This window comes from Xanthomonas hortorum pv. pelargonii (assembly GCF_024499015.1).
Lineage (GTDB): Bacteria > Pseudomonadota > Gammaproteobacteria > Xanthomonadales > Xanthomonadaceae > Xanthomonas > Xanthomonas hortorum_B.
Genome location: NZ_CP098604.1, coordinates 1,162,016 through 1,180,304, shown reverse-complemented (window position 1 = coordinate 1,180,304; position 18,289 = coordinate 1,162,016). Strand labels below are relative to the sequence as shown.

15 protein-coding genes are annotated in these 18,289 nt (G+C 65.3%); 11 read left to right on the top strand and 4 right to left on the bottom strand.

What is annotated here, in order from left to right; translation table 11 throughout:
* The first annotated feature begins 30 nt into the window (after nt 1-30).
* The 11 genes from NDY25_RS05190 (at nt 31) to NDY25_RS05140 (ending at nt 13,664) form a co-directional block, all read left to right on the top strand.
* Nucleotides 31-2,112, top strand: a complete 2,082-nt coding sequence (locus tag NDY25_RS05190) for a phosphocholine-specific phospholipase C (protein WP_168956960.1) — start codon at nt 31-33, stop codon at nt 2,110-2,112.
* Between the two features lie 242 nt (nt 2,113-2,354).
* Nucleotides 2,355-4,439, top strand: coding sequence for a S46 family peptidase (locus NDY25_RS05185; protein ID WP_180336493.1), 2,085 nt, complete (start codon nt 2,355-2,357; stop codon nt 4,437-4,439).
* 91 nt (nt 4,440-4,530) lie between these two features.
* Nucleotides 4,531-5,175, top strand: a complete 645-nt coding sequence (locus tag NDY25_RS05180; RefSeq protein WP_115039917.1) for a histidine phosphatase family protein — start codon at nt 4,531-4,533, stop codon at nt 5,173-5,175.
* An 84-nt stretch (nt 5,176-5,259) separates the two neighbouring features.
* Nucleotides 5,260-5,772 (top strand): hypothetical protein, encoded by a 513-nt coding sequence (locus NDY25_RS05175; protein WP_425510785.1) that lies wholly within the window; start codon nt 5,260-5,262, stop codon nt 5,770-5,772.
* A 136-nt stretch (nt 5,773-5,908) separates the two neighbouring features.
* Nucleotides 5,909-7,201 (top strand): bifunctional tetrahydrofolate synthase/dihydrofolate synthase, encoded by a 1,293-nt coding sequence (folC, locus tag NDY25_RS05170; protein ID WP_256627828.1) that lies wholly within the window; start codon nt 5,909-5,911, stop codon nt 7,199-7,201.
* Between the two features lie 59 nt (nt 7,202-7,260).
* Nucleotides 7,261-8,328, top strand: a complete 1,068-nt coding sequence (locus tag NDY25_RS05165) for an SPOR domain-containing protein (protein WP_256627827.1) — start codon at nt 7,261-7,263, stop codon at nt 8,326-8,328.
* 230 nt (nt 8,329-8,558) lie between these two features.
* A complete protein-coding gene (locus NDY25_RS05160) occupies nt 8,559-9,305 on the top strand; it encodes a CvpA family protein (protein WP_168956956.1) in 747 nt (248 codons plus the stop codon).
* 30 nt (nt 9,306-9,335) lie between these two features.
* On the top strand, nt 9,336-10,802 hold the full coding sequence (purF, locus tag NDY25_RS05155) for an amidophosphoribosyltransferase (protein ID WP_006449393.1): 1,467 nt from the start codon (nt 9,336-9,338) through the stop codon (nt 10,800-10,802).
* 61 nt (nt 10,803-10,863) lie between these two features.
* Nucleotides 10,864-11,667: a ferritin-like domain-containing protein gene (locus NDY25_RS05150; protein ID WP_168957283.1), complete on the top strand. Its 804-nt coding sequence runs from the start codon at nt 10,864-10,866 to the stop codon at nt 11,665-11,667.
* Nucleotides 11,668-11,854: 187 nt separating this feature from the next.
* Nucleotides 11,855-13,108, top strand: coding sequence for a zinc-dependent metalloprotease (locus NDY25_RS05145; RefSeq protein ID WP_168956955.1), 1,254 nt, complete (start codon nt 11,855-11,857; stop codon nt 13,106-13,108).
* Nucleotides 13,109-13,244: 136 nt separating this feature from the next.
* Entirely contained in the window at nt 13,245-13,664 is a 420-nt protein-coding gene (locus tag NDY25_RS05140; RefSeq protein ID WP_168956954.1) for a hypothetical protein, read from the top strand.
* 31 nt (nt 13,665-13,695) lie between these two features.
* On the opposite strand, the gene lpxH is transcribed toward NDY25_RS05140, so the two are convergent.
* The 4 genes from lpxH to ppx all read right to left on the bottom strand — a co-directional run bounded on the left by lpxH (nt 13,696) and on the right by ppx (nt 18,166).
* The gene (gene lpxH / locus NDY25_RS05135; RefSeq protein ID WP_168956953.1) at nt 13,696-14,439 is read right to left on the bottom strand and encodes a UDP-2,3-diacylglucosamine diphosphatase; all 744 of its coding nucleotides are present in this window, start codon (nt 14,437-14,439) and stop codon (nt 13,696-13,698) included.
* 324 nt (nt 14,440-14,763) lie between these two features.
* Nucleotides 14,764-15,306 carry a phosphatase PAP2 family protein gene (locus NDY25_RS05130; protein ID WP_043909856.1) on the bottom strand — a complete coding sequence of 181 codons (543 nt, stop codon included), beginning with the start codon at nt 15,304-15,306 and terminating at the stop codon, nt 14,764-14,766.
* On the bottom strand, nt 15,287-16,423 hold the full coding sequence (locus NDY25_RS05125) for a glycosyltransferase family 4 protein (protein WP_168956952.1): 1,137 nt from the start codon (nt 16,421-16,423) through the stop codon (nt 15,287-15,289). The genes NDY25_RS05130 and NDY25_RS05125 overlap by 20 nt, the downstream gene beginning before the upstream one ends.
* A gap of 216 nt (nt 16,424-16,639) precedes the next feature.
* Complete coding sequence (ppx, locus tag NDY25_RS05120; protein WP_006451734.1) at nt 16,640-18,166, bottom strand: exopolyphosphatase; 1,527 nt, start codon at nt 18,164-18,166, stop codon at nt 16,640-16,642.
* Between the last annotated feature and the right edge of the window lie 123 nt (nt 18,167-18,289).

Genomic DNA, 18,289 nt, shown 5'->3' with positions numbered 1-18,289 from the left:
GCACCCGTATTTCTGCCAGGTTTCGCATCCATGACGTATTCCCCCTCGCGCCGTGATTTCCTCAAGCGCGTCGCCGCGCTGACTGCCGCCGGCGCCTTGCCGTCTTCGATCGGCCGCGCACTCGCGCTGCCTGCCAATTCGCGTACCGGTACGCTGCGCGACATCGAACACGTGGTGATCCTGATGCAGGAAAATCGCTCGTTCGATCATTACTTCGGTGCGCTGCGCGGCGTGCGCGGGTTCGGCGATCCGCGTCCGCTGCAATTGCGCGATGGGCATCCGGTATGGAGTCAGCCGGCGAAGGACGGTCGTCGCTTGCTGCCGTTCGCCTTCGATTCACAAAACACCTCCGCGCCGTTGATCAAAAGCCTGGATCACTCGTGGAAAGCCGGCCACGGGCAGGACCCGGCGCGCTGGGCCGAGTACGACGCCTGGGTGCCGTACAAGGGCGAATTGACGATGGGGTATTTCCAGCGTCACGACATTCCGTACTACCACGCGCTCGCCGATGCGTTCACCATTTGCGACGGCTATTTCTGTTCGCTGCACGGGCCGACCAATCCCAATCGCATGTATCTGTTCACCGGCACCAGCGGCCCCAGCGTGGGCAATGTCGGTGCGCAAGCGGTGACCAATGCCGACGACGGCAACTGGACCGCCGACATGGCGCGCGACAAACCCGGTTACGCGGCGATGGACTGGACCACCTACGCGCAGCGCCTGCAGGCTGCGGGTGTGGATTGGCGCGTGTATCAGGAATACGACAACTTCGGCTGCAACTCGCTGGCGTATTTTTCGCACTATCGCGATCTGCAGCCCGGCGACGAACGCTATCGGCGCGCGCGTGCGTGCGTGGCCGGTTCCACCGCAGAAAACGCCGCCACCACGCAGGCCGAGCATCTGGTCGCCGCGATCGCCGCCGACGTGCAGGCCAATCGTTTGCCGCAGGTGTCGTGGGTCGTTCCGCCCACTGCGTATTGCGAACATCCGGAGGCACCGCCGGCCTATGGCGAATCGCTGGTGGCGCGTTTGATCGATGCGCTCACTGCCAATCCGGAGGTGTGGGCGAAGACTGCGCTGATCATCAATTACGACGAGAACGACGGCTTCTTCGATCATGTGCCCGCGCCATTGCCGGCGCTGGATGCGCGCATGGGGCGCAGCAATGTCGACACGCGTGGCGAAGTCTACGAGGGGCTGCCGATCGGTCTTGGTATCCGCGTGCCGATGCTGGTGATCTCGCCGTGGACGCGCGGCGGCTGGGTCAATTCGCAGGTGTTCGATCACACCTCGGTACTGCGCTTGCTGGAGCGCCGTTTCGGCGTGGCCGAGCCCAACATCAGCCCGTGGCGGCGTGCGGTGAGCGGCGATCTGACCAGCGTGTTCGATTTCCGCAAGCCGGACGATTCGGCGTTGAGTGCGTTGCCGGCGATCGGCGACTATCGCGCGCGCACCGCAGCCGTGAGCGGCAAACCGCTGCCGGCACCGCCGACCACCGCGCGCATGCCCAAGCAGGAACCAGGTCAACGTCCTGCACGCGCGCTGCCGTACGCCTTGCAGGTGCATGCGCGCGTGCACAACGAGACTGGTGTGCAACTGCAGTTCGTCAACAGCGGCGCTGCTGCAGCCGCGTTCAATGTCTACAGCAGTGCTGCAAGTGGCGGCCCGTGGTACTACACCGTGCTGCCCGGCACGCAGCTCGACGATGTACCGCTTGGCGCTGCACACAACGGTGCCTATGCCTTGAGTGTGCATGGGCCGAATGGATTCCTGCGCGAGTTTGCGGGCGAACTCGTCGCCGCTGTGACGCAATCGGCAGCGCCGTGGTTGGAGGCCAGGCAGGACGGCGAAATGCTGGTGCTGGAACTCGGCAATGCCGGGCGCCAACCATGCACGTTGCAACTGCGCGCGCTGGATTACGCAGACCCGACCGCGCGCGCCGTGCAGCTGGCCGCAGGCCAGCGGCAAACCATCCGCCTGCCGTTGGCAGCAAGCGATCACTGGTATGACGTTGTCGTGGAGCAGCCGGGTGGGGCATTCCGCCGGCGCCTGGCCGGGCATCTGGAAACCGGCAAGCCCAGCCGCAGCGACCCGGCGTTCGGTCGCGCCTGAGCCGGCGCCCGGCCACCGCTCAAACGATGCCTGCCCGGCCAGGCGGGGCAGCGCGCAGCGAGCACACCGGCAGGAGCTGGATCAGGGCGTGGACCCTGCCGTTGGTCATGGGGACCGCTGCGGATGTGAGGGTTACACTGTAACGCTCACCTTTCCGGGGCTGTGCGATGCGTCCGAACCTGCTTGCCGTTTCCATGCTGACAACACTCGCGCTCGCGGCATCCGCACAGGCAGGCGAGGGGATGTGGGTTCCGCAGCAACTGCCCGACATCGCCGGCCCGCTGCAGCAGGCCGGCTTGCGCCTGTCGCCGCAGCAACTGGCCGACCTGACCGGCGATCCGATGGGTGCGGTGGTCGCACTGGGCGGCTGCACTGCCAGCTTCGTGTCGCCGCAGGGCCTGGTGGTGACCAATCACCATTGTGCTTATGGCGCAATCCAGCTCAATTCCACAGCGCAAAAGAATTTGATCAAGGACGGTTTCAGCGCCGCCACACCTACCGACGAACTGAGCGCAGGACCCACCGCGCGCATCTACGTGCTCGATGCCATCACCGACGTGACCGCGCCTGCCAAGGCCGCGATGGCGACAGCCGGCGATGATCCGCTCAAGCGCACACTGGCGCTGGAGGATTTCAGCAAGCAGCAGATCGCCGCCTGCGAGGCGCAGCCCGGTTACCGCTGTCAGTTCTTCAGCTTTGCCGGCGGAAATGCCTACCGGCTGTTCAAGAATCTGGAGATCAAGGACGTACGTTTGGCCTATGCGCCGCCAGGCAGCGTGGGCAAGTTCGGTGGCGATATCGACAACTGGATGTGGCCGCGCCACACCGGCGATTTTTCGTTCTACCGCGCCTACGTGGGCAAGGACGGCAAGCCGGCCGCCTATGCCAAGGACAACGTGCCGTACCAGCCCAAGCACTATCTGAAGTTCGCCGATCAGCCGCTGGGCGCAGGCGACTTCGTGATGGTGGCCGGTTACCCGGGCCGTACCAATCGTTACGCGCTGGCCGCCGAATTCGACAACACCGCCGGCTGGACCTATCCGGTGGTGGGCAGACATTACAAAGACGTGATCGCTCTGATCGAACAGGCCGGCAAGCAGAATCCCGACATCCAGGTGAAATACGCTAGCACCGTGGCCGGCCTCAATAACGCCGCCAAGAACTACGATGGGCAACTGGAAGGCTTCAAGCGCATCGGGGCGCAGGCGCAGAAGCAGGCCGACGAAGCCGCGGTGCTGGCCTGGCTGAAGGGTCGTGGCGCAGGCGGGCGGCAGGCGCTCGCGGCGCACGACGCCCTGGTCAAACTGCTCAAAAGCGACCAGGCCACCCAGCAGCGCGACTTCGTGCTGCGGCAGTTCGACGCCACCGGCACGGTGGGGGCGGCAGTGACGCTATATCGGCTGGCGCTGGAACGCGCCAAGCCCAATGCCGAGCGCGAATCCGGGTACCAGGACCGCGACCTGCCGGCCATCGAAGGGACGATGAAGCAGATGGAGCGCCGCTACGTGCCGGCCATGGATCGGCAGCTCCAGCAGTACTGGCTCAGCCAGTATCTGAAGCTGCCCGCCAACCAGCGCATTGCCGCACTGGACCAATGGCTGGGCGGCGGCGATGCGGCCGCCGTGCAGGCCGCGTTGGGCAAGCTCGATGCCACCACGTTGGGCAGCACCGAGGCCCGCCTGAAGTGGCTGGCCGCCGATCGTGCCGCGTTCGAGGCTAGTACCGATCCGGCGATCCAATATGCCGTGGCGGTGACTCCGGCGCTGTTGCAGATCGAGCGCGAAACCAAGCTGCACACCGGCGAGCAGCTCAAGGCGCGGCCGGTGTATTTGCAGGCCCTGGCCGATTACAAAAAGAGCAAGGGCGAGGCGGTGTATCCGGACGCCAACCTGTCGCTGCGCATCACCTTCGGCAACGTCAAGGGTTACACCCCCAAGGATGGCGTGGCCTATACCCCATTCACCACTCTGGAAGGTGTGGCCGCCAAGGACACCGGCGCCGATCCGTTCGATTCGCCCAAGGCGTTGCTGGAGGCGGTCAAGGCCAAGCGCTATGCCGGGCTCGAGGACAAGCGGCTGGGCTCGGTGCCGGTCAACTTCCTGTCGGATCTGGACATCACCGGCGGCAACTCCGGTTCGCCGGTGATGGACGCCCACGGCAAGCTGGTCGGGCTGGCGTTCGATGGGAACTGGGAGTCGGTGAGCAGCAACTGGATCTTCGATCCGTCCATGACCCGGATGATCGCCGTGGATAGCCGGTATCTGCGCTGGGTCATGACCGAAGTCGCCCCGGCGCCGCAGCTGTTGAAGGAACTCGGCGTGCGCTGAGGCGGCCGGCCGGCACGAGGGCGGGAGGGGTTATGATGCGCTCCCGTTTCGCTGCGGCGAGCCGGACCCTCCCCCAAGGAATCTCTCGCGCATGCGCATCCTGCTTGCTCGTCACGGCGAGACGCCGTGGAACGCCGAAGGCCGTTACCAGGGCCAGATCGATATCCCGCTGTCGCCGGTCGGCGAAGGCCAGGCCGCTGCCCTTGGTGCGCGCCTGCAGTCGCTGGAGATCACCCGCGCGGTGGCATCGCCGCTGTCGCGCGCGCAGGCCACTGCGAAGCTGGCGCTGGGCAGTGCACGCGAGAGCTTGCTGCAGACCGATGCGGACCTGCAGGAAATCGCGCATGGCGAATGGGAAGGCTTGCTGGCCAGCGAGATCAACGACAAGGATCCGGCGCGCTTGCGTGCCTGGCGCGAAGAACCGGATACGGTGCTGATGCCGGGCGGCGAATCCTTGCGTCAGGTACTGGACCGCAGCTGGCGCGGGCTGGTACGCGCGGCCGATGGCCTGGGCGCCGACGACACCTTGCTGGTGGTGGCGCACGATGCAGTCAACCGCGTGATCCTGTGCAAGATTCTGGGCCTGCCGTTGTCCAAGCTATGGACCTTTCGCCAGGCACCGACCACGCTCAACCTGCTCGAAGGCGAGGACGTGGATCACCTGGAAGTGGTGCGTCTGAACGATTGCGCGCATCACACGCCATTTTTCGGTGAAGCCAAGCATCGGGCGTTGTAAGGCTTCGATTGGAAGGGGGTAAGCAGTTCGGTGGCGCGCAACAGTGGAGCAACCTCCAAGCGTACACAGCCCATCAAGCTGGCACTGGTACTCGGACTCTTAGGCCTGCTGGTGCTGGGAGTCTTCGGCAATTTCATCCCCGCCACGTTTCTATCTGGTCGGCAATGGATAGCGCCGATGCTGCTGACAGGAGCCATTCTGACGGCCCTGCCTTTTCTGCATGCCTACCGCCACGGGCGACTTAAGGCAGTTGTCAGCAAGGGCCTGTTCAATACGTTGCTGGCAATCGTCGTGGCGCCGCCGTTGCTGGGCTGCGTGTGCTGGCTGATGCTGGCCCGAGGTGCGCCGTGGGTGTACACGCGTATCGCCGGTGCCAGTTTTCAAGAAACGCATCTCATGCAGACTGAGTACTTTCAAAGCGGGCGTTCGTGCAAATACCGATTGAGTGGCGGGCCGCTGGAAGATCGGTTTCCCAGCCACCTGTGCATCAGTGAGGCGCTCTATCGTCGGCATCCCGATCAGCAAATGGCCGTGGTGTTGACCGGTCAGCGCTCGGTGCTGGGAATGCGGATTGCAGCGATCGAGGACGTCCCGTGATCGAGGACGTCTCGACACAGATAATTGGATTTGGCAACGACAAGCGCATGTGCCTGAGCACGCCGTCGTCTTTTGTCCGAGCACGTCGCGGCCTGGAAATTCGCGATAATGCAGTTCTTCCTGCGCAGTCCTCGCCGTGAACGCAACCAACTCTCTCTCCGACTGGCTCGCCTACATCGAGCAACAGCATCCGCAGAACATCGCCATGGGCCTGGAGCGCGTGCGCGAGGTCGCTGCGCGTCTGCAGCTCGCAGCGCCGGCCACCCACGTCATCGTCGTCGGCGGCACCAATGGCAAAGGGTCGACCGTGGCCTTTATTGAGGCGATCGGGCGCGCGGCCGGCTGGAAGGTGGGTACCTACACTTCGCCGCATCTGCTGCGCTACAACGAGCGCGTGCGTATCGATGGAGAAGAGGCCAGCGATGCACAACTGGTCGACGCCTTTGCAGCTGTCGAAGCGGCGCGTGGCGAGACCGCACTGACGTATTTTGAGTACGGCACGCTCGCAGCGCTGTGGCTGTTGCAGCGCTCCGCGCTGGACCTGGCGGTGCTGGAAATCGGCCTGGGCGGGCGTCTGGATGCGGTGAACATCATCGATTCCGATGTGGCAGTGATCACCACCGTGGATATCGACCACACCGATTGGCTGGGCGAAGACCGCGAGGCGATCGGTACCGAGAAGGCCGGCATCATCCGCGCCTGGAAACCAGTGGTGCTGGGCGAAATCGATCCGCCGTCGAGCGTGTTGCGGCGCGCCTACCAGCTGGGCGCCAATGCAATCCGTGCAGGCAGCGATTACTTCTTCGAGCCGATCGATGCACAGCATTCCAATACGCAGCATTGGCGTTGGCGCGATGTTGCAGTGACCCTGGAACTACCGATGCCGGCCCTGCACGCGCCGGTGCAACTGGCCAACGCCGCCGCCGCAATCGCCGCGCTGCAGGCGTTGCCAGTCGAGGTGCCCCATGCGGCCTGGGCGCAGGGCATCACCAACGCGCAAGTGGCCGGGCGCCTGCAGCGCATCGATGCCGATGGCGTGCAGGTGGTGCTGGATGTCGGCCACAACCCGCAGGCCGCGCGCGCGCTGGCCGACGCACTCGGCGCGCAAGCGCACGCAGGCAGCACGCATGCGATCTACGCCGCATTGGCAGACAAGGACGTGCCGGGCGTGGTGGCGGCGGTAGCCACGCAGATCGACCACTGGGTGCTGGCCGGGCTGGAAGGCGCACGTGGGCAGTCGGCCGAGGCATTGCAGCAACGCCTGCAGGGCACCGCCGCGGCGCAGGCGCCGTGCCATCGTGACGTCGCAAGCGCACTGCGCGCGGTACTCGCGGCGGCCAAACCAGGCGATCGCGTGCTGGTGTTCGGCTCGTTTCATACCGTCGCCGACGCGCTGCACGCACTTCATTCAGGCCACCAAGGTCGGTAGCCCGGCTGCGGCCTTATAATCGCCGCGGCAACCCGCCACGCCGCCTCTCGTCTCTTTACGTGGATACTGCTCTGAAACAGCGATTGATTGGCGCCATCGTTCTGGTGGCGCTTGCCGTGATCTTCCTGCCGATGCTGGTCAAGGGCCCTGCGCCGTCGAGCGGCGTGGCCGATGTGCCGCTCGAGGCACCCGCAGCGCCTGCCAATGGCGAGTTCGAAACCCGCGAATTGCCGCTGGTCACCCCGGGCGATGCGCCTGTCGGCGGTGCACTGGGCATGCGCGGTGCCGCCACGGCGCCGGCAGCGGTGCAGGACAACCCGGATGCGGCCGACCTGGCCAAGCCCTCCAGCGCGCCATCGGCCCCTGATGTGGCCGCCGGCAACTACGCGGTGAATTTCGGTGCCTATGCCACCAGTGCCGATGCCGATGCCGTGATCGCGCGGCTCAAGCAGGCGCAACTGCCGGGCTTCAGCGAAAAGACCCAGATCAACGGCCGCCCTGCCTGGCGCGTGCGCGTGGGGCCATATGTCGATCAGGCCCAGGCCGAATCGGCCCGCCTGCAGGCAGTGAAGGTGCGCGGCGACGTCAATGCGCAGGTGGTGACGCTGGATGCCAATGCCGCCGCGCCAGCGCCTGCCGCAGCTGCACCGACGCCTGCACCGGCCGCAAAGCCCAGCAGCAGTGTGGCAGCCGCCAGCACCACCGCGCCGACCAGGACCGAAAGCCTGCCGCCGGAGCCGGCCAAGCCGGTAGCCGCCGCGCCCAAGCCGGCCGAGGCGCCCAAGCCTGTGCCGGCCAAGCCGGAAGTAGCCAAAGCCGAGCCGGCCAAGCCCGAACCTGCCAAGCCGGTCGTGGCTGCGCCTACCGCGCCGGCAGCGCCTGCCGCCAGTTCGGTCGGTTTTGCGGTTCAGTTGGGTGCGTTTGGCCGCGCCGAAGACGCCAATGCCCTGCGCGACCGCGTACGCGCCGCCGGCTTCAGCGCCTTTGTCGAACAGGTCCGCACCGATAAGGGCGCGCTCAACCGCGTGCGTGTAGGCCCGGTGGCCAACCGTGGCGATGCCGAACAGCTGCGTGCGCAGGTGGCGGCCAAGGTCGGCATTTCCGGCATGGTGCGTCCGCATCCGTAAAACGGCTGCGCCGCCATCGGGTGTGCGTCGCCGGTATCAGACATCTGCATCGGCGCGACCCTTCGTACACTGCGCGTGCTGCAGGTCGTCCGCATCAAGCCTGACAGCCACTCACGACATGTCGTCGGTGGTTTTCAGATTCCCGACCGCCTCACACCCATGGAGGGGAGCGCAATGAACACCGAGCCAGGTTGCAGCAACGGCGCGTGCGCCGCGCGGAGAAGTTGGCAATGATCGACATGGTGCTGGGCGTCATCATTCTGGTGTCGGCCCTGTTGGGCTTGCTGCGCGGCTTTGTCGCAATCGTGGTCGGTACGCTGTCTTGGTTGCTTGCTGGCTGGGCCACATTCCAGTTCGGCGGCTCGGCCGCGCGCTGGATCGCCGACGGCAAGCATCCGTCGGCCACCGAGTCGTTCGGCGGCTACGCGATGGTGTTCGTCGGCGTGCTGATCACCGTAGCGGTGATCGGCATGGTGATCCGTGCCGGCGTGGATGCAGTGCGGCTCGGCGGGATGGACCGCATGCTCGGGTTCGGCCTGGGCGTGGTGCGCGGCGGCTTTCTGGCCAGCGTGCTGGTGCTGCTGATGAGCTTCACCCCGCTGCCGCGTGAGCCGTCCTGGCGCCAATCGGTGCTGATGCCGATGCTGTCGCCGGGTGCGGGCTGGATGCGGGCGCAACTGCCGGCCTGGCGCATGCCGTCGATGGACATGCCATCGATGGAACTCGGCAACTTGCCAACGGAGTTGGGGAAGTTGCCCTCGGCAGGCAATAATACGGATCTGGGCAAGGCGCTGTCCGGGTCCGGTTTGAGCGACACCATCACGCGTGCGCTTGGGCAACCCGGTAAAGCCGCCAGCGACGGACGCGATCCGACGCAGGCGATGCCGGCCAATATCGATCCGGCGCAGATTCGCGGCGGAGAAAGCGACCCGGCTCGGGTCGAGTCTCAAGGCCAGGCACGGCCACCTTCACAGTAACGGCGCAAGCCGCAGCGGAGAACGCGCACCATGTGTGGCATCGTCGGTATTGTCGGCAACCAAAACGTCGCCGGGCAGCTTTATGACGGCCTGACCGTCCTGCAGCATCGTGGGCAGGACGCCGCAGGCATCGCCACAGCCGACGGCACGCGCCTGCGCGTGCAAAAGGCCAACGGGCTGGTACGCGACGTCTTCGACGAGAAGAAGATGGCGGTGCTGGAAGGCCGCGTCGGCATCGCGCATTGCCGCTACCCAACCGCGGGCTCGGAAGGCATGGACGAGGCGCAGCCGTTCTACGTCAACTCGCCCTACGGCATCGCGCTGGCGCACAACGGCAACCTGATCAACACCGAGGCCTTGCGCCAGCAGGTGTTCGAGGCCGACCGCCGCAACATCAACACCGATTCGGACAGCGAAGTGCTGCTGAACGTGTTCGCCTACGAGCTGGACGCGCAGCGCATGCTCACCCCCGAGGCGGCGATCCGCGCGGTGGCCGGTGTGCACCGTCGCTGCAAGGGCGGCTATGCGGTGGTGAGCGTGGTGCTGGGCCTGGGCCTGGTGGCGTTCCGCGACCCGCACGGCATTCGTCCGCTGGTGCTGGGCAAGCGCGATCACGCCGAAGGCACCGAATACATCGTGTCCTCCGAATCGGCGGCACTGGACATCCTGGGCTACCAGCGCGTGCGCGACGTGCGCCCCGGCGAGGCGCTGGTGATCACCGCGCGCGGCGAGCTGTTTTCGGAAATCTGCGCCGCGCCCACCGACCATGCGCCGTGCATCTTCGAGTACGTGTATTTCGCGCGTCCCGATTCGATGATCGACAACATCTCGGTGCACAAGGCGCGCATGCGCATGGGCCTGAAGCTGGGCGAGAAGATCCTGCGCCTGCGCCCGGATCACGATATCGACACCATCATTCCGATCCCGGACACCTCGCGCGATGTGGCGCTGGAGATGTCCAACGTGCTCGGGGTGAAGTACCGCGAAGGCTTCGTCAAGAATCGCTATGTGGGCCGCACCTTCATCATGCCGGGGCAGGGCGAACGGCAGAAATCGGTGCGCCGCAAGCTCAACCCGATCCACCTGGAATTCCGCAACCGCGTGGTGCTGCTGGTCGACGATTCGATCGTGCGCGGCACCACCAGCCGGCAGATCGTGCAGATGGCACGCGATGCCGGTGCGCGCAAGGTGTATCTGGCCTCGGCTGCGCCGCCGGTGCGTTACCCCAACATCTACGGCATCGACATGCCAGCCGCCGAAGAGCTCATTGCGCACGGCCGCAGCGAGCACGAGATCCAGGAATTTCTCGGCTGCGACTGGCTGATCTATCAGGATCTGGAAGACCTGGAAGTGGCGGTGCGCGAAGGCAACCCGGACATCAAGCAGTTCGATTCCTCGTGCTTCAACGGCGAGTACATCACCGGGATCGAGCCGGGTTATTTCCAGCGCATCCAGCAGTTGCGCTCCGACGAAGCCAAGCGCAAACGCCGCGCGTGATGGTGGTGGGGCAGCGTTGTGGAGTTGCGCTGCCCGCGAACGACGGAGCGCTGAAGTGACGATGGATCTCTTGCAGGCCGCATACGCCTGCCTGCAAGCGGCCGATCCGCTGGAGAAGGTCGCGCTGACCCAGCGACATGCGGCCGCGTTCCGCGCCGGCACGCTGTCGTTGCCGTCGCCGCAGGCCGCGCCACCGGCGCCGATCTGCATGCCGGGCCGGCCCGCAACGCCGGTGCTGGTGCACCCGCGCGAGGTGCCACGGCGTGGATTGGGCACGCCGGAAGGGCGCGCCGCCTTCATCCACGCCATCGCGCATATCGAACTCAACGCTATCGATCTGGCCTGGGATGCGGTGTATCGCTTCCGCGGGTTGCCGGATGCGTTCTATGCGGATTGGGTAGCGGTGGCCGATGACGAATCGCGTCACTTCATGCTGCTGCGCGCGCGATTGCAGGCGCATGATCACGACTACGGCGATTTCCCTGCGCATAACGGCCTGTGGGAAATGTGCGAGAAAACCGCGCATGACGGCCTCGCACGCATGGCCCTGGTGCCACGTGTGCTGGAAGCGCGTGGCCTGGACGTGACCCCGGCGATGATCGTCAAGCTGCGCTCGCTGGGCGACATCGCCACTGCGCAGGTGCTGGAAACCATCCTGCGCGAAGAAGTGGCGCATGTAGCGGCCGGCTCGCGCTGGTATCGCTGGTATTGCGCGCAGGCCGGCATCGAGCCGCGCGCGCGTTTCAAGGCGCTGCTGCGCGAATACGCCGGCGGCTATCTGCATGGACCATTCAATATCCAAGCGCGGCTGCTTGCCGGTTTCGATGAGGATGAGTTGGCCAGTCTGGTGGAGCAGGCTGGCTGAAAAATGTGCGCGGGTTCCCTCTGCGCAGCCGCCGGAATCGCATGCATTCAAGGCGATCATCACAGAACTGTAATTTTCCTTTGCAACTACTTGCAATGTGGACTGTCACTCCGGCCTTAAAGGCGTCCCGGGGGCAGGGGCCCGGTGTTTCACATCCGTTACTTCCATGTCTAAGGAGAGAGAGACGATGAAGTCGAAGTCGATGTGCACCACGGTGGGTCTGATTGCCATGTGTCTGGCCGGTTCGGCCGCCGCTGCCGGCAAACCGCTGTATCAATCCGGTCCTGCGCTGAGCCGCAGTGCAGCCGCCACGGCCACCACCGAACCCTCGCTGCAACGGGTGTTGAGCTCACCGTCAACAGCCACCGCGCAGGTAGTCCAGCTCGATGCCGGCGCAGTCACCGCGTCGGAAAAGCTGCTGAAACTGCAACTGGACGGCCAGACCATCACCGCCACCCAGGCCAAGGTCGATGCCCTGGAAGGCGGCGATAGCGTGTGGTACGGCAACCTGGGCCCGCGCGCTGGCACGCGTGCACGCACGCTGTCGGGCGTGGATCCGCTGAACTCAGCGATCTTGGTCCGTAGCGGCGACACCGTCACCGGAACCATCCGCTACGCCGGCAAACTCTATCGCCTGCGTCCGCTGGCTGATGGTCGCCACGTGCTGGTGCAGGTGGATGAGCAGCGCATGCCGCAGGAGCATCCGGCCGAATACAGCCTGCTGCCCAAGTTCGACATGCCCGGCGACGGCCGCGTCACCGCTGCCGCCGCCTCGTCCGGCAGCCCGGCGACCATTCGCGTGCTGGTGGTCGCCACCAATCAGGCGGTGACTGCGTACGGCGGCAACATGCAGGCGCTGGTGCAGCTGGCGGTGGCCGAAGCCAACCAGGGCTACACCAACAGCAACGTCGGCATCACCTTGCAGCTGGCGCGTTACGAGACCACCAGCTACAGCGAAACCGGCAACTTCACCACCGACCTTCAGCGCTTCCGCGTGACCAACGACGGTTACATGGACAGCATCCACACCAGCCGCAACACGTATACCGCCGATGTGGGCGTGATCGTGTTGAACAACGCCACTTACTGCGGACTGGCTTCGGGTATTGGGTCGACCGCCGCAACCGCATTTGCATCGGTGTACTGGGATTGCGCCACCGGCTACTACAGCTTTGCGCATGAAATCGGGCACCTGCAGAGCGCACGCCACGACGCCACCAACGACCCGAGCACCTCGCCGTATGTCTACGGTCACGGCTATCGCTACGGCAACAGCTGGCGCACCATCATGGCCTACGACTGCAGCAGCGGTTGCCCGCGCCTGAACTATTGGTCCAACCCCAACATCAACTACAACGGCATCCCGATGGGCAATGCCAGCACCGCCGACAATCAGCGCGTGCTGGTCAACACCAAGGCCACGATTGCCGGCTTCCGCTGAGGTTGACGTTGAGCGTTTCGCTGTCGGCCCGGCACTCCATGTGCCGGGCTTTTGCCGCTACACCCGCGCGCAGGTGTAGCGCAGACTAGGCGCACCGTCGGCAACTGCCGGCCTTGTCTTGTGGAGCGGAGCACTTATGTCCAAGTCCTTGCGTTATGCGGCGCTTTGCCTGGCCGTACTTGCGGTTGCCGGCTGCAAACAGCAACCCGCCGAGCCGGCTCCCTCTCAACCCAAGCCCGCTGCTGTGGCGACGGCAACGCCCACCGGCAACGATGCCGAAGTGCGCGCGCTGCATGTGCTGGAAGCGCGTTTGCAGAGCGATCATTTTTATCCGGACAACTGCATCAGCATCCTGTCCGAACAGGGCGATGCGCCCACCCCGGATGCCTTCGAATTCGCAGTGCATGAGCGCCATGGCAACGACTGCCCTGGCGACCCGCAGACCAGCCCGGTACGCGACCGCTTCCGCGTGCAAGCCGACGGCACGGTGCTCTGGTACGACGTGGTCAATGCCGGTTTTGTCGACTACGCCGAGCATGCGCGTAGCGTGCAGTGATGCCTTTGCTCGCTAGGTTCTCTCAGCCACGCTAAAGCGCCAACTGCTCCAGCGCGATGCTATCGGCATCCACACGCAACACCGAGCCTTGTTCGTACCAGTCGCCCAGCACGATGCGCGTGCAGGTGTGGCCACCGGCCTGCAGCGTGTGCACGTTGGGGCGATGGGTATGACCGTGGATCAAGCGATCTACGCCATAACGCACGAAGGTCGCTTCCACTTCGGCCGGTGCGACGTCGGTAACGGTTTCGAAGCGCGATTGATCGCCCTGCTTGAGTTCCGATTGACGCGCCTGGCTTGCCGCGCGCGCCTGCTGCGCGAACGCCACCCGTGCGGCCAGCGGCTGGGCCAGGAACTGCGCCTGAAACACCGGGTCGCGCGTCTGTGCACGGAACGCCTGATAGGCGGTGTCGTCGGTGCATAGCAGATCGCCGTGCATCAGCAGCGTCGGATGCCCGTACAGATCGATGACGGTGGGGTCGGGCAGGATGCGGAAGCCGGCGCGCTGCGCATAGGTCTGGCCAACCAGAAAATCGCGGTTGCCTGCCATGAAGAACACCGGTACGCCGCTATCGGCGACGGCATGCAGCGCAGTGGCGACCGCATCTGCGGCGGTCGTCGGGGTGTCATCGCCGATCCAGGCTTCGAACAGATCGCCGAGGATGTAGAGCGCGTCGCTGCCGGGCACCTGCGTGCGCAGGAAGTCCAGAAACAGCTCGGTAATCGCCGGCCGGGCCGGATCCAGATGCAGGTCGGAAATGAACAGGTTCGTCATTGCGCCATTGTACGGCGGCAGCGCGGGACGGGAACCGGGACGCTGGGGTAGGCAGCGTGAGCAGGACAAGCACGGAGCGAAATCCCCTCTCCCTGCGGGAGAGGGGTAGGGGTGAGGGTACGGGGCGAAGCCACACGCTGAAGTTGCAATTGCTGCGTGTTGGCTTTTTATCAACCTTCGCGAGAGATCTTGTACGGCGAGTGCGCGAGGCTTCGCACGTACCCTCATCCGCCCCTGCAGGGCACCTTCTCCCGAGGGGAGAAGGGAGTGCTGAGACGCGTTACTTATCTGGGCGGATCACTCGGGCCGACCCGGCCTGATTCATCACCCCAGCAACACCGGTAATCCCCACAACGACAAACTGGCCAGCACCACCCCGATCGCGGTCGCAGCCAGTACATCGCTTGGATAATGCAGCCCCAACACCACCCGCGACAGCGCCACGCCCGCCGAGAACGGCACCAGCAACGGTGCCAGCCACGGATAGTAGGCCAGCGCCACGATGCTGAAGGACACCGCGTGCAAGGTGTGGCCGGACGGAAAACTGAACTCGTCCAGCGGTGCCACCCAGGCGCGAATACGCACGTCGGCGGCATACGGGCGTGGCCGCCGCGTCCAGCGTTTGAGCGACTTGTACAAGGTCAGCGCAAGCACGCCGGTGGCCGCCATGTGCGCAGATGCGCGCACGCCGTCCATGCCGTCGAGCAGCACCAACAGGCCCATCAGGCCATACCAGAACACCCCATCGCCGAGCCGGCTGATGGTGGCGAACGCGCGCCGCACCGGGTGACGCCGGCACCAGTGATTGGCGCGCCGGCACCAGCGCGCTTCGTGACCGCGTAGAACCTCAAGCCGCGTTGCCGACATAACGCCCCCGTGCAGCGGTGATGCCCAGCAACAAGGCTTCGAAATCGGACACCACATTGTCCGGATGCAGTTTCTGCATCGCCTGCGCGGCCGCAGCACCCATGCGCTGGCGCATCGCGTCGTCGTCGGTGAGTGCGACGGCGGCCTGGATAAACGCCTCGTCGGTCTCGACTGCCGCGCCGCTGTGACCGCTGCGCAGATACTCGCGTGCAGCGCCGTAATCGAAAGCGACCGTGGCCACGCCGCTGGCCATCGCCTCCAGGGTCACGTTGCCGAAGGTCTCGCTGCGGCTGGGGAACAGGAACAGATCGCCGCTGGCGAAGTGGCGTGCCAGCGCTTCGCCGCGCTGGATGCCGCAGAAAATGAAATCAGGATTCTCGTGCGCGATCTTTCCGCGTGCCGGGCCATCGCCCACCCACACGAAGCGTGCTTTCGGGCGGATCTGCTGCAGCTTGCGGAATGCATGGATGGCAAGCGGCAGATTCTTTTCGTTGGCGATGCGCCCGACGTAGATTGCAGCGAAGCCTTCGCCTTCGATCCCCCATTCGGCACGCAGGGCGTGATCGCGTCGCGCCGGATCGAACTGCTGGTTGTCCACCGCGCGCGCCAGCAATTGCACGCGCTCGAATCCGCCCTCGCGCAGGAATTGCTGCAATTCGCGCGTCGGCACCAGGGTGGCATCGGCCTGGTTGTGAAAGCGCCGCATCCAGCGCAACGCGGTGCCTTGCAGCCAGGCGGCGCCGTAGTCGGGCAGGTATTCGTCGAAACGCGTATGGAAGCCGGTGGCGACCGGGATGCCGAGCCGGCGCGCTGCACGCATCGCCGACCAGCCCAGGGGGCCTTCCGTGGCCACATAGATCGCATCCGGCTGCGTGATTCGCCAATGACGGATGAGGCGCTGCGTTGCCGGCAGCCCGAATTTCAGCCCCGGATAGCGCGGCAGCGATGCGCCGCGCACCAACAAGGCAGTCGCCGGTTCCGTATCGCCGCTCTGACGCGGGCGCACCACGTCCACCTGATGTCCGCGTGCCCGCAGGCCGGTTTCCAGGCCGTGCACGGTCAGCGCCACACCATTGACTTCGGGGGGATAGGTTTCGGTAACGATCGCGTAGCGCATGCCCGTTCTCCGGTTTTGGCTAGCTTCCGGGAGAGCGATGGCATGGATGTTGCGCGCACAAGTCGTGGCGGTGACAGCGGAATCGGGAATCGGGAATCGCAAAAGCAGCGTGCTGCATTCGTTCAGCGCAATCGCCACCAGTCAGAAACTTCTCAGAGCCCCGTGGTGGACTATTCCCGAATCCCCATTCCCGATTCCCGCCTGAGGCCGCAGGCCTCAGGTCACAAATGGTTTGAACGCGATTCCCAGCCCGGCCATGCTTTCGACTTCGCCGATCAGGTCGGCGCGCAGCAACGGGCGCGAGTCGATCCAGCTTTGCGACAGGATCAATGACAGCCGGGTGTCATCGGCAGTGAGTTCCAGGGTCGGAATCGGGTCGGACTCGTGCGCGCGATGCAGTAGCACTGCCAGCCGCAACAATGCGGCCTTGCGTCGGGTTGGCAGCAACAAACGGTCCGGCAGCGCCTCGAACGCGGTCTTGGGCACGTTGCGCCGGTGCGTGCGCACCAGCGATGCCAGCACCTGCTGTTCCTGCCGCGAGAAACCGGCGATATCCGAATGCTCCAGGATGTAGCTGCCGTGCACATGATATTGGCTGTGCGCAATGATCAAGCCCAGCTCGTGCAACCGCGCGGCGCGGCGCAACACCTGCGCATCGTCTCCATCCAGTTGCCAGGATTCGCAGACCTGATCGAACAGGCGGCAGGCGGTGGCTTCCACGCGCTGGGCCTGCACTTCGTCGATCCCGTAGCGCTGCACCAGTGAGGCCACCGAGCTGTCGCGTGGGTCGTTCTCGCCGCCGCGGCCGAGCATGTCGTACAGAATGCCTTCGCGCATCGCCGCCTTGCTGACCATCAGCTTCTCCAGCCCCAGGGCCTGGAATGCGGCCTCGAGCACCAGAATGCCGCCGGCGATGATCGGACGCCGCTCGGCAGCCAATCCGGGCAACTGGATGTCTTCGATGCGCTTGGCCTTGAGCAGTTCATCGCGCAGTGCCGGCAGCGCCTCGGCGGTGATTGCGCCCTTGGTCAGCTTCATCGCCGCGCAGATTTCGCCGATGGCCTTGTGGGTGCCGGACGAGCCGATCGCCTCATGCCAGCCCAGCGCCTTGTACTGATTGGCGAACTGCTGGAACTCGGCGCCGATCTCGGTCAGCGCGTCCTTCCATTTCTTTTTCGACAACTTGCCGCCGGGGAAAAAACGTCGTGTGCTGGCGATACAGCCGGCCTGCAGACTTTCGCGTTCCAGTGTCTGAAAACCGCGGCCGATGATGAACTCGGTCGAGCCGCCGCCGATGTCGATCACCAGCCGGCGCTGATCGGGCTTGGGCGGCTGCGCATGCGCAACGCCCAGATAGATCAGGCGCGCTTCCTCGCGGCCGCTGACCACTTCGATCGCATGCCCGAGCGCGGTTTCGGCCGGCATCAGGAACGCTTGTGGCGAACGCAGCTGACGCACCGTGTTGGTGGCCAGCGCACGCACGCGCAACGACGGCACTTCACGAATGCGCTGGCCGAAGCGCGCCAGACATTCCAGTGCACGTTGGCGCGCTTCGTTGGAAATGCCACCTTTGCCATCCAGGCCATCGGCCATACGCACGGTCTCGCGCAGGCGATCAACGACGCGCAGCTGACCCATCAGGTAGCGCGCAATGACCATGTGGAAACTGTTGGAGCCTAAGTCGATGGCGGCAAGGTAATCGCCGTCGCGCAGTGGCGGTATCGTGGGGGAGGGTGTTGGCATGGCCGCATGGTAGCCGATGGATGGTTGGCCCCGTGAGAGGCACCGGCAAAACCACTGCGCACACCGCGGCAAGGCGTGTGTGGCGCCGCGTACCAGCCACGAGGCGGCTGCGCTGCGCCGCCG